Annotated in this window: 15 protein-coding genes; 5 read left to right on the top strand and 10 right to left on the bottom strand. The window is 63.5% G+C overall.

Annotated features, from left to right (window positions below; all coding sequences use genetic code 11):
* Window positions 1–109: 109 nt before the first annotated feature.
* Both AB7290_RS16720 and AB7290_RS16715 read right to left on the bottom strand, forming a co-directional pair.
* On the bottom strand, window positions 110–877 hold the full coding sequence (locus AB7290_RS16720; RefSeq protein ID WP_063982568.1) for an SDR family NAD(P)-dependent oxidoreductase: 768 nt from the start codon (window positions 875–877) through the stop codon (window positions 110–112).
* Between the two features lie 69 nt (window positions 878–946).
* Window positions 947–1,645: a histidine phosphatase family protein gene (locus AB7290_RS16715; protein ID WP_085405405.1), complete on the bottom strand. Its 699-nt coding sequence runs from the start codon at window positions 1,643–1,645 to the stop codon at window positions 947–949.
* A 134-nt stretch (window positions 1,646–1,779) separates the two neighbouring features.
* Between AB7290_RS16715 and AB7290_RS16710 the strand changes: the two genes are divergently transcribed.
* Window positions 1,780–2,565, top strand: coding sequence for an SDR family NAD(P)-dependent oxidoreductase (locus tag AB7290_RS16710; protein WP_028152877.1), 786 nt, complete (start codon window positions 1,780–1,782; stop codon window positions 2,563–2,565).
* Between the two features lie 883 nt (window positions 2,566–3,448).
* Here the strand turns inward: AB7290_RS16710 and AB7290_RS16705 are convergent.
* A complete protein-coding gene (locus AB7290_RS16705) occupies window positions 3,449–3,931 on the bottom strand; it encodes an anthrone oxygenase family protein (RefSeq protein ID WP_085405404.1) in 483 nt (160 codons plus the stop codon).
* A 94-nt stretch (window positions 3,932–4,025) separates the two neighbouring features.
* On the opposite strand from AB7290_RS16705, the gene AB7290_RS16700 reads away from it, so the two are divergent.
* From AB7290_RS16700 to AB7290_RS16690, 3 genes are all read left to right on the top strand, one after another.
* Window positions 4,026–4,676, top strand: coding sequence for a TetR/AcrR family transcriptional regulator (locus tag AB7290_RS16700; protein WP_085405574.1), 651 nt, complete (start codon window positions 4,026–4,028; stop codon window positions 4,674–4,676).
* Between the two features lie 93 nt (window positions 4,677–4,769).
* Entirely contained in the window at window positions 4,770–5,957 is a 1,188-nt protein-coding gene (argE, locus tag AB7290_RS16695) for an acetylornithine deacetylase (protein WP_085405573.1), read from the top strand.
* Window positions 5,958–6,124: 167 nt separating this feature from the next.
* Window positions 6,125–6,427, top strand: a complete 303-nt coding sequence (locus AB7290_RS16690; RefSeq protein ID WP_085405403.1) for a hypothetical protein — start codon at window positions 6,125–6,127, stop codon at window positions 6,425–6,427.
* 199 nt (window positions 6,428–6,626) lie between these two features.
* Here AB7290_RS16690 and AB7290_RS16685 read toward each other — a convergent pair whose 3' ends face one another.
* The 3 genes from AB7290_RS16685 to AB7290_RS16675 all read right to left on the bottom strand — a co-directional run bounded on the left by AB7290_RS16685 (window position 6,627) and on the right by AB7290_RS16675 (window position 9,888).
* The gene (locus tag AB7290_RS16685; protein ID WP_063982563.1) at window positions 6,627–7,253 is read right to left on the bottom strand and encodes a LysE family translocator; all 627 of its coding nucleotides are present in this window, start codon (window positions 7,251–7,253) and stop codon (window positions 6,627–6,629) included.
* A gap of 209 nt (window positions 7,254–7,462) precedes the next feature.
* Complete coding sequence (locus tag AB7290_RS16680) at window positions 7,463–8,521, bottom strand: phosphotransferase family protein (protein ID WP_063982562.1); 1,059 nt, start codon at window positions 8,519–8,521, stop codon at window positions 7,463–7,465.
* Window positions 8,522–8,652: 131 nt separating this feature from the next.
* On the bottom strand, window positions 8,653–9,888 hold the full coding sequence (locus tag AB7290_RS16675) for an acyl-CoA dehydrogenase family protein (RefSeq protein ID WP_063982561.1): 1,236 nt from the start codon (window positions 9,886–9,888) through the stop codon (window positions 8,653–8,655).
* A gap of 209 nt (window positions 9,889–10,097) precedes the next feature.
* Between AB7290_RS16675 and AB7290_RS16670 the strand changes: the two genes are divergently transcribed.
* The gene (locus AB7290_RS16670) at window positions 10,098–10,769 is read left to right on the top strand and encodes a TetR/AcrR family transcriptional regulator (protein WP_085405402.1); all 672 of its coding nucleotides are present in this window, start codon (window positions 10,098–10,100) and stop codon (window positions 10,767–10,769) included.
* A gap of 180 nt (window positions 10,770–10,949) precedes the next feature.
* Here the strand turns inward: AB7290_RS16670 and AB7290_RS16665 are convergent, their stop codons facing one another.
* The 4 genes from AB7290_RS16665 to AB7290_RS16650 all read right to left on the bottom strand — a co-directional run bounded on the left by AB7290_RS16665 (window position 10,950) and on the right by AB7290_RS16650 (window position 13,236).
* Window positions 10,950–11,342 carry a RidA family protein gene (locus AB7290_RS16665; protein WP_085405401.1) on the bottom strand — a complete coding sequence of 131 codons (393 nt, stop codon included), beginning with the start codon at window positions 11,340–11,342 and terminating at the stop codon, window positions 10,950–10,952.
* 204 nt (window positions 11,343–11,546) lie between these two features.
* Complete coding sequence (locus tag AB7290_RS16660) at window positions 11,547–11,762, bottom strand: hypothetical protein (RefSeq protein WP_014494475.1); 216 nt, start codon at window positions 11,760–11,762, stop codon at window positions 11,547–11,549.
* 105 nt (window positions 11,763–11,867) lie between these two features.
* A complete protein-coding gene (locus AB7290_RS16655) occupies window positions 11,868–11,981 on the bottom strand; it encodes a 3-keto-5-aminohexanoate cleavage protein (protein WP_085405400.1) in 114 nt (37 codons plus the stop codon).
* Window positions 11,982–12,006: 25 nt separating this feature from the next.
* Window positions 12,007–13,236: a CaiB/BaiF CoA transferase family protein gene (locus AB7290_RS16650; protein WP_085405399.1), complete on the bottom strand. Its 1,230-nt coding sequence runs from the start codon at window positions 13,234–13,236 to the stop codon at window positions 12,007–12,009.
* Between the last annotated feature and the right edge of the window lie 103 nt (window positions 13,237–13,339).

Genomic DNA, 13,339 nt, shown 5'->3' with positions numbered 1-13,339 from the left:
CGGCCTCTGGGATACTGGGTCGCCCGCCCCAGTGCGCAATTGCGCACAAGGCGGGCGATGACAGCTGTGTGTGGGCGGGCTGGGTGCCCCTTCCCTCCCACGCAACGGCTCAACTAATCGTCGCGCCGCCGTCGATCACCATGGTCTGGCCGGTCATGAAGTCGCCGGCCTTCGATCCCAGGAACACGGCGGCGCCGGCGATCTCGTCGGGGATGCCGATGCGGAGCAGCGGCGAGCGCGAGGTCGAGGCCTTCAAATTCTCCGGATTGTCCCACAGTGCCTTGGCAAAATCGGTCTTGATCAGACCGGGCGCGATGCAGTTCACGCGGATGTTGTGCTTGCCGTATTCGCAGGCGAGGTTGCGCGCGAGCTGCATGTCGGCGGCCTTGGAGATCGCGTAGGCGCCGAGGATGGTCGAGCCCTTCAGGCCGCCAATCGAGGACACGATGATGACCGAGCCGTCCTTGCGCTCGATCATCTGCGGCACCACCATCGAGATCAGCCAGTTGTTGGCGACGATGTTGTTGTCGAGAATCTTCCTGAACTGATCGTCGGAGATGCCGGCGAGCGGACCGTAGTACGGGTTCGACGCGGCGTTGCAGACCAGCACGTCGATCTTGCCGAAGGCGCGGTTGCTCTCGTCGATGAGGTTTTGCAGATTCTCCTTCGACGAGATGTTGGCAGCGATCGCAACCGCCGTGCCGTTGCCGAACTTGTCGTTGATGCCCTTCGCGACCTGGTCGCAGACGTCGGCCTTGCGCGAGGAGATCACGACCTTGGCGCCGTGCTCGGCCATGCGCTCGGCGATCGCAAGCCCGATGCCGCGCGTCGAGCCGGTGATGACGGCGACTTTCCCCTTCATGTCGAACAAGGTCATGGTTTCCTCCCAGAGTGCGTTTTGATTGGCTTGAAGCTTACGCCGCGTCCGCACGAGCGGACAATGGCGTCAGGCGAGCTTCTTGACTTCCGGCCCCGCCAGCTGATGCATCTCGGCGTGCGCGTCATCAGCGATCCACGGCTGCTGGTTGACCATCGGCAGTCGCCAGACCGAGCGTTCGGGGCTTGAGAAATAATCGAGCCGCGTGATCGAGCAGTTGTCGATGTCGAACGAGAGTGCCCGCTCTACCTGGCCGTCGAGTGCGAGGCCGATCGCCGCCTTGATGGTGCCGCCATGCGCAACCGCAATCACGTCCTGCCCGGCCGCCTCGTTGTTGATCCGCTCGACGGTGCGGCGCGTGCGGTTGTAGAGATCCATGAAGCTTTCACCGCCGGGCGCGGGCTCGTTGATATCGGCGAACCAGCTCGCGCCGACGGGGCGGCTGGCGATGAACTGGGCGCGGTTCATGCCCTGCCAGCGGCCGAGATTCTGTTCGGCCAGGTCTGCTTCCCATTTCATCGATGCGGGCCTTGGGAAGCCGGCCGCCCAGATCGCTTCCGCGGTCTGGTGGGTGCGCATCAGATTGCTCGAATACCAGACCGCCTTGCGTGGCAGCACCTTGGCAACAGCGTTGAACACGTAGGTATCGCTGGTATCGCAGGCGAGATCGCTCTGGCCGTAAATGTTGCCGCCGTCATTGCGCACCGGCGCATGACGGACCCACCACCACCGCGTCGTGACCACTTTGGGCTTGTCTGTGCCTGTCATCGAAACTCTTCCATCCCGTGTGATGTCGCTGTACGTCAGGTGTGAACGTGTCTCAAGACACTTTACCGTTTGAAATCTTGTTTGAAATTCCGTTGCGCGGCAAGCGTCGCGCAGCATACCAAAGGGAGAAACGCATGGGCCGTCTGCAAGGCAAATCCGTCATCATCACCGGCGCCGGCAGCGGCATCGGCCGCGCCGCCGCACTCCTCTTCACCAGGGAAGGCGCCAAGCTGATCGCGGTCGATCGCACCGAGGCGGTGAAGGAGACCGTCGACGAGGTGAAGAAGGCCGGCGGTGTCGCGGAAGCCATGGTGGCGGATGCGGGCTCCGAAAAGGACGTCATGGCCGTCATCGACAAGGCGGTGAAGACGCACGGCCGGCTCGACGTGATCTGGGCCAATGCCGGCGTTTCCGGCGGGCTCGTGCCGCTCGGCGAGCAGACCGTGGAACAGTGGCAGGAGGTGCTGCGCGTCAACCTGATCGGCCCGTTCCTCGCGGTGAAGCATGCGATGCCGCACATGGTGAAGCAGCAATCCGGCGCGATCGTGCTCACGGCGTCCGTCGCGGGCCTCAAGGCCGGCGCCAGCGGACATCCCTATGCGGCGAGCAAGGCCGGCGTGATCAGCCTGGTGCAGACCACAGCGTATTCGCTCACCGGCACCGGCGTGCGCATCAACGCGGTGTGTCCGGGCCTGATCGAGACCGGCATGACCAAACCGATCTTCGACCGCGCCAAGGAGCGCGGCACCCAAGACAAAATCGGCCAGCTCAATCCGTTGAAGCGCCCCGGCCAGCCGCACGAGCTCGCGGCGATGGGGCTGTTCCTGGCCAGCGACGAAGCATCGTATGTCAACGGCCAGGCGTTCCCGGTTGACGGTGGTTTGACGGCGTCGATGCCGTATACGGGCAAGCCGGTTTAGCACGCGCTCTCTCGTGTCCCGGACGCGCTGCAACGCCTCTTGGCGTTGCAGCGCAGAGCCGGGACCCAGAAAGCCGCGGCAACCGCTGTTGCATGGGCCCCGGCTCTGCAGCGCATCACTTCGTGCTGCGCTGCGTCCGGGGCACGAGATCGTTGTTGAATGACCGGCATGGGCTCGCATCCTCGCGGCTTGTTTCGCCCGAGCTTTGCTTGGTCGCCTCACCCCCAATTGAAAGAGGGCGCAGGGAAGGCCGGGAGCCGGTTGGCTCCCATTGTCCGCTATGCCATGAGTAGTTTGCGCTACAATGCACAGCGGGTAACAGGGCAACCGGAGCATCCCGGCCTTCCCTGCGCAGTGGTTGGAACGGCTTATGTCGTGCTCTCCCCGGGGAGCGTTGCACTATTGCCCCCGTCGCCGTTGCGGATGGCTGATGCGCATGCCCGGTCGGGCTGCCACATCACCGCAAGACTTGGCGCACAGACCCCGGGCGCCAGGACGACACGATTTGGCCGTACGCCGATCACATCTGTCGTTGGCGCGAGGTCTTCGCTCACGGTCGCCCGCCCTGCGAAGCTTTTCGCACCGATGTGGCCCACGTCCACCGCCGCCCGGCCCGCGTTCGTGACGATCGCGATACGCCCCTCTTCCTTGGGCCGGGTTGCGGCGACAGATACGCCGTTTCCGAATTTCGGTAAAGTGGAATATTTTCGCGAGTACACATTGACCGAGAGTTTGAGTGTTTTGCCCGACGGGCAACGCAAGGTCTTGTAGACTGGAGATATTGTAGCCCGGCTGGAGCGAAGCGTAATCCGGGGTTTGCGCCCCCGGACATAGTGGCCCCGGATTTCGCTTCGCTCCATCCGGGCTACGATGCCGATTTGGCCTACGAAGCCAGCGCTGCGACAAACAACCCGCTCGCGACCACCGACGCAACCGTCCGCACGTGGTTCCAGAACGTCCAGTCCTTCAGATACGCCGCCCACACCGCGCCAGCCTCCGGCGCGGACGGCTGCAACGCGGCGAGCGCGTTGTTGAGCGGGACGTTGAACACCATCGTCACCACGAACATGCCGATGACGTAGAGGCCGCCGCCGGCGATCATGCTCACTGCCCCCGGCTCGCTGACGCGCAACGTCCCCATCACCACCAGCGCCGCACCCACCACCGTCGTGCCGAGAAACAGCGGCATGAACAGCGAGCGCACGATGTCGACATTGATCGCGTTCATCACGGCGATGCCGGCGGCCTGATCGAGCCGGCCGAGCGCGGCCATGATGAAGGTCGAGAAGGCGAAATAGATTCCGGCCATGAGGCCGCAGCCGATCGCCGAAAACCAGAGCAGTCCGGTCGTAAAACCCTGCCACATGCCGCAGCTCCCTATAATACGATAAACTCTCGTATTTGATAAATGCGATAAACTCTCTTATTTTTGACGTCAAGCGCGGATGGCGGGAATCAGGATGCCGGAACGGAAAAGCAGGACGGACAAGACGACGCACGCGGCCGCGCGACGCACGCCGCTGGTGCCGACGCAGGAGCGAAGCCGCGAACGCTTCGACCGCATCCTGACCGCTGCGGCCGAGATCCTCACCGAGAAAGGCAGCGACGCCTTCCGGATGAGCGACATCGTCGAGCGCACCGGCATCGCGTTCGGCTCGCTCTATCAATATTTTCCGGACAAGAGCACGGTGATCGGGACGCTCGCCGAGCGGTGCAATGTCATCGGCCGCGAATGCGTCCAGCGCGACCTCGCCGAGATGAAGAAGCTGTCCGACCTGCACGCTGCGCTATGCCGCATCACCGACGGCTATGACCAGATGTTCCGCGAACATCCCGTGATGCATCGCATCTGGCAGGCGACGCAGGCCGACCGAAGCTTGCAGAAGATCGACGAGGAGGATGTGGCTTTTCTCGCCGGCCTCCTACGCGAGGCGCTCAAGCGTGTCGCGCCGAAACAGCCCGCCACCGCCCTCACCTCCTTCTCGCAACTGGCGATGATCCAGATCGCGGCCGCGGTTCGTCACGCCATCGCCTTGCCGCCGGCGGAGGCGCGGCGTACGCTTGAGCTGTTCAAGCGAATGCTGCCGAAAGATCTCTCCGCACTCGGCTAAAGCACCCCTCGCGACCGGATTTGCCCGAACCGCCACTCCATTGGTATGTTTCGTGCAAGCCGCGAAGCCATCCTCCATCTCATGAACGAGACAATGCCCAACCCGATTTTCCCGAGTTCACGACCCGATCGCATTCGCAACCTCCTCGCCGACCTCGTCGGCTTCGACACCGTCAGCGACCGCACCAATCTGCCCTTGATTGCCCATATCGAGAGCTATCTCGCTTTCCTCGGTGTCAAGGGCGAGCGCATCGTCGACGACACCGGCCAGAAGGCCTCGCTCTGGGTCACGATCGGACCGGAGGACCGTCCAGGCCTCGTGCTGTCGGGACACACAGACGTCGTGCCGGTCGTGGGCCAGGACTGGAGCCACGATCCGTTCAAGCTGGTCGAGCGCGACGGCAAGCTCTACGGCCGCGGCACCACCGACATGAAGGGTTTTGTCGCGGTGTGCCTCGCCATGGTGCCGGAGATGCTGGAAGCGAAGCTGACGACGCCGATCCATCTCGCCATCTCCTATGACGAGGAGATCGGCTGCGTCGGCGTGCGGCCGATGCTGCGCGAGGTCGCGAAGAAGAAGATCAAGCCGCTCGGCGCCTTCATCGGGGAGCCGACCGAGATGAAGGTCATCATCGGCCACAAGGGCAAGCACGGCGTGCGCGCGACATTCCGTGGTCTCGCCCGCCACTCCTCGATCGCGCCTGACGGCGTCAACGCGATCGAATACGCGGCCGAGTTGATCACCGAAATCCGTCGCCGTGCCGTGAAGCTTGCGGCCGCGCGATCGAATGACAGCCTCTACGACGTTCCGCATTCGACGCTGCTCACCAGCATCGTGCATGGCGGCGCCGCGCTGAACATCGTGCCCGATACCTGCACGGTGGATTTCGAATGCCGCGGCATCGGCATCACCGAGTCGCGCGAGGTGACGGATGCGATCGTCGCCTGGGCCAAGGCCGAGCTCGAGCCGGAGATGAAGAAGCAACATCCCGAGTGCGGCATCGATTTCGAGGAGATCCTCGATTATCCCGCGCTCGACACCGATGCCGATGCCGCGATCGTCACGCTGGCAAAAAGCCTCGCCGGGCGCAACGACCACGCCAAGGTCGCCTTCGGCACCGAGGCGAGCCTGTTCGCCAGCATGGCGGATATCCCGTCGGTGGTGATCGGCCCCGGCGCGATCGCGCAAGCGCATACGCCCGACGAGTTCGTGGCGATGGCGGAGCTGGAGAAATGCGCAGGCTTCGTGGAAAGGCTGATCGCGCATTGTGTGAAGGGCTGACCCGTAGGGTGGGTTAGCTTAGCGCAGCGTAACCCGCCACTTCTGTTGCCCGTGCGAATGGCGGACAATGATGCGCCTTTGCCCACCCTGCGGGAGCTGATTTGCCCGACAGGCAAGGCTCCCTTCTGCTAGGCTCCAGACTCTCGCCTAACTGAAGGGAGAACTCCATGAAGGCCATCGCACTGGGCGCACTCGGGGCCACGCTGGTTGCGGCCGCCGCTCCCGCCGCGCCGCTCAACGCAACGACGATCGGCTCTGCCGAAATCTCCGACGTCGACCAAGTCGGTCTGATCTGCAACGAGTATTATGGACGCTGCTGGCGGACCCGGGGACGCTATGTCCTGCGCTACTTTGACGACCCCAGCTACTTCCCCGGCAGGGGCTACAACTACTACGCCGGTCCCGGCTATTACGATCGCGGATACGGCGGCTACTACGTCGGACCGAGGTTCACCATTCGCGCCCGGTAGCAGGCCAATCACCATCAGAGCGGCGCTCGACGCCGTCGCGTCGAAGAAGAAGGGCATGAACAGCGAGCGCAGGATGTCGACATCGATGGCGTTCATCGCCGCAACCGTTCAGAGCGTAGCCCGCATGAGCGTTAGCAACATGCGGGACCGCCGTCCCGGGTGTCGCTGCGCTCACCCGGGCTACGGGAGCACGCGTTCCTCATCGCTCCTGCAACGCCAGCCGCACGCCGACAGCGCAGTAGATGGTCCCGACCACCTTGCCCTGCCATTTCACCACGGCCGGATGGCGGCGCAGGAGATTGCCCAGACGACCGGCGCCGACGGCGAACACCACGGTGCTGACGAGACCCAGCAGCACGAAGACGATGCCGAGGATCGCAAGCTGAAGTGCGATCGAACCGTGCTCCGGCCTCACGAATTGCGGCAGGAACGCAAGGAAGAACAGCGCGGTCTTGGGATTGAGCACTTCGGTCAGCACGGCCTGCCGGAAGGCCCGGCCCGCGCCGATCGCGGGCGCGCCGCCGTTCAGCTCGACCGGCGCCTTGTCGAGCATCGCGCGAATGCCGAGATAGATCAGGAACGCAGCGCCCGCATATTTAACGATGCTGAACAGCAGCGCAGAGGTCGCGATGATCGCCGAAAGACCGACGATCGCCATCGAAGTGTGGATCAAGTCACCGGCCGCAATCCCCGCGCCGGTCGCGATGCCGACCTTCGTTCCCGAGCTAACCGCGCGCGCCATGGTGAGCAGCGTCGCAGGCCCGGGAATGAAGACAAAACCGAGTACGATGAGGATGTAGGTGATGAGGGTGGCGTGATCGATCATGTGGCTGGCCGTTCTTTCACTGATGTCGCTACGACAGCGGTGTCATGCCCCGGCTTGACCGGCGCATCCAGTACGCCGCGGCTCCTCTGCGTCCACGCGCTGTCTCTGGGATACTGGATTGCCCGCTTTCGCGGGCAATGACACCGAAAGTGTGGAGACGGCGAACCACAAAGCGAAAAGGCGCGGCCATCAGCCGCGCCTTTGTGTGTCTAAACCGCGCCCGCCTTCTGCGCGTACTCCCACGACGCCTTCGACAGCGGCACGGTGCGCTTGGCTGACTCCAGCGCCTTGGCATTGGCGGCGGTGCCGTCGCGAACGCGGCCGGCGATGCCCTGGGTGATGCCGGCGAGGCGGAACAGGTTGTAAGCAAAATACCAGTTGAGATCAGGCACCGTCATCTTGGTGACGTTGCAATAGATCTGCGCGGCCTCTTCCACGCTTGGGATGTTGAGCGCCTTGAGGTCGGCGCCCTCCAGGCCCGGCATGATCCACTGCATCAACAGATAGGTGAAGTCGGCCATGGGATCGCCAAGCGTCGACAGCTCCCAGTCGAGCACGGCCTGCACGCGCGGTTCCGTCGCGTGGAAAATCATGTTGTCGAGGCGATAGTCGCCGTGGACGATCGAGACGCGCGCCTGCTCCGGCACGGTTTTGGGCAGCCATTCGGCGACCTTCTCGAACTCCGGAATGTGCTGCGTCTCGGACGCCCGGTACTGTTTGGTCCAGCGGTCGATCTGCCGCGCAAAGTAGTTGCCGGGCTTGCCGAACTCGCCGAGGCCGATCGCTACGGGATCGTACATGTGGAGTTTTGCCAGCGTCTCGATCTTGCTGGTGAATATCTTGCGGCGGTCCTCCGGCGTCTGGCTCGGCAGCGTCGGATCCCAGAACACCCGGCCGTCCTCCATCGACATGATGTAGAAGGCGGCGCCGATGATGCTGTCGTCCTGGCACAGCGCGTAGGCGCGCGCGACCGGAAAACCCTGCTTTCCAAGGGCTGCGATGACGCGATATTCGCGATCGACCGCGTGCGCCGACGGCAGCAATTTGCCGAACGGCTTTCGGCGCATCACATATGAGCGGTTCGGCGTGTTGAGCCGGTAGGTCGGATTGGACTGGCCGCCCTTGAACTGGAGGACGACCAGCGGGCCCTCATAGCCTTCGACGTTGTCGCGCATCCAGGCTTCGAGCCGCATCTCGTCGAAGCGATGACGCTCCTCGACCGGCTTGGTGCCCGAGAATTCTTCGTCTTTCCTGACGCCGTCAGCCACGATGACGCTCCCTCTTCAGTCCGAACATGATCCTAATCGGTAACCGCTGACGCACTTGCGTCAAGCGGTCACCGAATGCGGATCAGCCCTGTCGTCTTTTTCAAGTCGGGAGCGCCGCAGGGCTCTCCCTCTTAATGCTTGGGAGAATTGGCATACTTCCGAACTTCGAGCCTTGCAATGGCGCGATTGTGCACCTCGTCCGGACCGTCGGCGAGCCGCAGCGTGCGGATGCCGGCGTAGTCCTTGGCAAGACCCGCTTCGTCCGAAACGCCTGCGCCACCAAAGGCCTGGATCGCCTCGTCGATGATCTTCAGCGCCATGTTGGGGGCTGCGACCTTGATCATCGCGATCTCGGCCTGCGCGGTCTTGTTGCCGACCTTGTCCATCATGTCGGCAGCCTTGAGGCAGAGAAGACGCGTCATCTCGATGTTGGTGCGGGCCTCGCCGATGCGCTGCTCCCACACGCTGTGCTCGACGATCTTCTTGCCGAAGGCGGTGCGCGACATCAGCCGCTTCACCATCTTCTCCAGCGCTTCCTCTGCCTTGCCGATGGTGCGCATGCAGTGATGGATGCGGCCGGGACCGAGGCGGCCCTGCGCGATCTCGAAGCCGCGGCCTTCACCGAGCAGGATGTTCTCCTTCGGCACGCGCACGTTCTCGAGCAGCACCTGGGCGTGGCCGTGCGGCGCATCGTCGAAGCCGAACACCGGCAGCATTTTCTCGACCTTGATGCCGGGGGTGTCGAGCGGAACCAGGATCTGCGACTGCTGCTGATGCTTGGCCGCCTTGAAATCGGTCTTGCCCATCAGGATCGCGATCTTGCAGCGGGGATCGCCGACGCCGGACGACCACCATTTGCGGCCGTTGATGACGTAGTGATCGCCATCCTTCTCGATGCTGGTCTCGATGTTGGTGGCGTCGGACGAGGCGACCGCCGGTTCCGTCATCAGGAACGCCGATCGGATCTCGCCGTCCATCAGCGGACGCAGCCATTTGCGCTTCTGCTCCTTGGAGCCGTAGCGCATGAACACTTCCATGTTGCCGGTGTCGGGCGCCGAACAGTTGAACACTTCCGAAGCCCAGGAGATGTGGCCCATCTGCTCCGACAGCAGCGCGTATTCGAGATTGGTCAATCCCGCGCCGCGGAATTCGTCGTCCTCATGCTCGTTCGGCGGCATGAACATGTTCCAGAGGCCTTCGGCCTTCGCCTTCTTCTTGAGGTCCTCCAGAACCGGGATCACCTTCCAGCGCTCGCCGCTGTGATCCTGCTCGTTATAGATCGGCACCGCCGGACGCACGTGCTTGGTCATGAACGACTGCACGCGGTCGAGCCATTCCTTCTGCTTGGGGGACAGATCGAAATCCATGGGACGCTCCTCGGTCTCTCTTTGCAAAGCTGTTTTGCGCCGGACTGTCCTCCCGCCGCACGCGCCCCGCAAGCGCGAATGCTTGCGGACGCCTCGGAACCGGCTCGCGCGTTGCGAACGAGTCTCGATTGCGGATTGACTTTCTCCGGCCTTCAAACGATAGTTTCATACAAGTGTTTGAATTGCAACTCCCTCCCCGAGGGGCATCCATGGCCAGCGATCATACGAGGTCTGCCATTCTCGCCGCCGCCGAACGGCTTTATGCCGATCGCGGCTTTGGCGACGTGACGCTGCGCGACATCGTCGCGGAGGCCAACGTCAACCTCGCGGCGGTGAATTATCATTTCGGCTCGAAGGACGAATTGATCGCGGAGCTGTTCGTCTCGCGCTCGATCGCCACCAACCGCGAACGCCTGCGCGAATTGAAGGCCGCGGAAGAACAAGGCGGCGGTCGTGCGCCGATCGAGGTGATCTTGCGCGCCCTGGTCGGCCCGACCTTGCGCGGCTGCCTTGGTCCGGAAAACCAGCGATCCACCGCGGCGCGCTTCATGATCCGCGCCTCGATCGAATCCGTGCCGCCGATCCGCCGCATCAAGAACCGCGAGATCGACCATTTGCGGAAATTCGCGGGCGCCATGCGACGGTCCCTGCCCGACCGCAGCGACGTCGATATCTATTGGGGCCTGAACTTCGCGCTCGCCATGGCGCACCACACCATCCGCGAGAGCGAGCGGTTGACGAAGCTGTCGGAAGGCAAATGCGATCTCGACGACGTCGAGGACGTCGTCGCGCGCGTCGTCAGCGTCGCGACGATGGCGCTGACGGCGGGGCGGACCGAGACGAAGGCGCCCGCGCGCCTACTCGCGCGAGACGCGCGCTGACGAATGAGCTCGATCGATTTCTCGTGCACGCCTCGTCCTTCGAGACGACCGCTTTGCGGTCTCCTCAGGATGAGGCTAATCGGCATTGTTGCCCGTTGAATCTAAGCCGCGCGCTCCGTCCTCATCCTGAGGCGCCCGCCTCAAGCGGGCGCCTCGAAGGATGGGCCGCGGAAATCCCCCTCACATCATCGCGATGCAGTCGATCTCGACGTCGAAGGGGCCGAACCATTCCGGGGTGCAGACGAAGATGCGCGCCGGCGGATCGATCGGGAAATAGCGCGCATAGATCGCGTTGAAGACGGCGAAGTGTTTGGTCGAGGTGCAGTAGACGTTGCACTTCATGACATTGTCGAGCGAGGCGCCTGCCGTCTGAAGGCAGAGCTTCATCTGCTCCATGATGATCTCGCTCTGCCGCGCGATTGGCATCCCCCCGATCTCGCCCGTCTCGGGGTCGAACGGCGGCAGGCCGGCGACGAAGATCATGTTGCCGGCGCGCGTGACCGGCGAGGTCGGCGCCTTGACGCGGTCGAGAAAGGACGAGATCGGTTCGACGCGGAGCGCTTCGCGTTTCATCGGCAGCCACCTTCGGTTCGAGCGAGACTGGCGCCTTGCTACATTATTTTGCAGCCGGCATGCTTCGCTTAAGCTCGAAGTGTGGCTGCGAGCCTAAAGCGCGATGAGATCGCGCTCTAGTTTTTGTTTGAGCATGATCTCCGCGCAAACCCGTTCCGCGTTTGTCGCGAGGGAAAACCGCTGCGCAGTTTTCCGGATCGTGCCTTACACCCGCTGCGGCATCTCCTCGGCCTCTTCCTTGGCGAGCAGCAGCAGCATCTCGATGCCCATCTCGCCTTCCTGGGGCGAACGGATGAACTTTATCTCGTCGGCGCTTTGCCGCAGCGCTGCAATGATGGCGACGGCCTGATTGGCCGTTGCTGCCTCGGTCGCCAGAATTGCCTTCTGGTCCTTGGCCTGAAACCCGATCGTGTAGGACATGCGTTCCCTCCCGGACTTGCGTCAGGAGGATCGCATCAGAGTCGCGCGCAAAGCGGAAGCCTGTGCGGGTACGGACCGGGTTTATCTGGGGATTGCGCGCAAGCCTCAGGCAAGGCCGAACATGGCGCGCGCGTCGTCCGTGGTCGCAACCGTCGCTCCCAGGCTGGTCAGGATCGCTGTCGCATGCGCGACCAACTCCGCATTGGTCTTCGCCGGCACGCCCTGGGAGGATCAGGAAGCGAAGCTAGATAATCCCCTGCTGCTTCAGCTGCTCGATTTTGCCGGCATCATAGCCGAGCTTGCCGCCGAGCACCTCCTGGGTGTGCTCGCCCAGCAGCGGCGGAGCACGATAAGTCTCGATCGGGGTCTCCGAGAGGGTCAGCGCGTTGCGGATCAGCGACAGATCGGGCTCGAACGGATGGTCGACCTTCACCCGCATGCCGCGCGACTGGACGTGCGGATCGGAAAACACCTGCTCGAAATTGTTGATCGGCCCCGACGGCACGCCGGCCTCCTCCAGCTTGTCCAGCCAGTAGGCCACCGGCTGCTTCAGGAACAGGCCGGCAAAGATCGCCATGATTTCCTTGCCGTGCACGACGCGGTCGTTGTTCTTGACGAAGCGCTTGTCATTGGCGAGCTCGGGCTCGCCGAGCACGGCGCAGGTGCGCTGGAACTGGCCGTCATTGCCGACCACCAGCATCAGCTCGCCGTCGGTGCAGCGGAACACGCCGGCCGGCATGCCGCCATTGCCCCAGGTGCCGCGGCGCGGCGGCATCTTGCCGTTGACGAGGTAGATCTGCAGCCAGTGCGACAGCGATGCGATGACGGTGTCGAACAGGCAGACGTCGATGTGCTGCCCCTGCCCGTCATTGGCGTCGCGATGGTACAGCGCCGAGAGAATTCCGATCGAGGTGTTCATGCCGGTCATGTAATCGACGATCGACGGGCCGACCTTCATCGGACCCTCGCCGGGCTCGCCGTCGATATGGCCGGTGACGCTCATCAGGCCGCCCATCGCCTGCAGGATCGCGTCATAGCCGGCGCGCGGGGCGTAGGGGCCGGTCTGGCCGAAGCCGGTCACCGAGCAATAGATGATGCCGGGGTTGATCGCCTTGATCGTCTCGTAGTCGAGGCCGTAGCGCTTGAGGTCGCCGACCTTGTAGTTCTCCATGAAGACGTCGACGTCCTTGGCGAGCGCGCGGATGATCGCCTGCCCCTCGGGCTTGGCGATGTTGACGGTGACCGACTTCTTGTTGCGGTTAGCGCAGAGATAGAAGGAGTTGTTGTTGTTCGCCTTGCCCTCGGGGTCGGTCAGATAAGGCGGGCCGAAGGCGCGCGCGTCGTCGCCGGTGCCCGGCCGCTCGATCTTGATCACCTCCGCGCCGAGATCACCCAGCATCTGGGCCGACAGGGGCCCGGCCAGCACGCGGGTGAGGTCAAGGATCTTGATGCCTGAGAGCGGCAAGGCCGACATGTCGATTTCCTCCGGGAACTGATATTGGCGCGGCGGCCTTAAGCCCTGGCCGCGCTCCCTGCGGATACACCATTTTGGAGTTCTGAGCACTGCGTTCGGGGCA

The sequence above is a fragment of the Bradyrhizobium sp. 613_E4_N2_2 genome (assembly GCF_052075995.1).
GTDB lineage: Bacteria > Pseudomonadota > Alphaproteobacteria > Rhizobiales > Xanthobacteraceae > Bradyrhizobium > Bradyrhizobium barranii.
The sequence above is the reverse complement of the archived record's forward strand: the minus strand, read 5'-3'. Positions and strand labels throughout refer to the sequence as shown.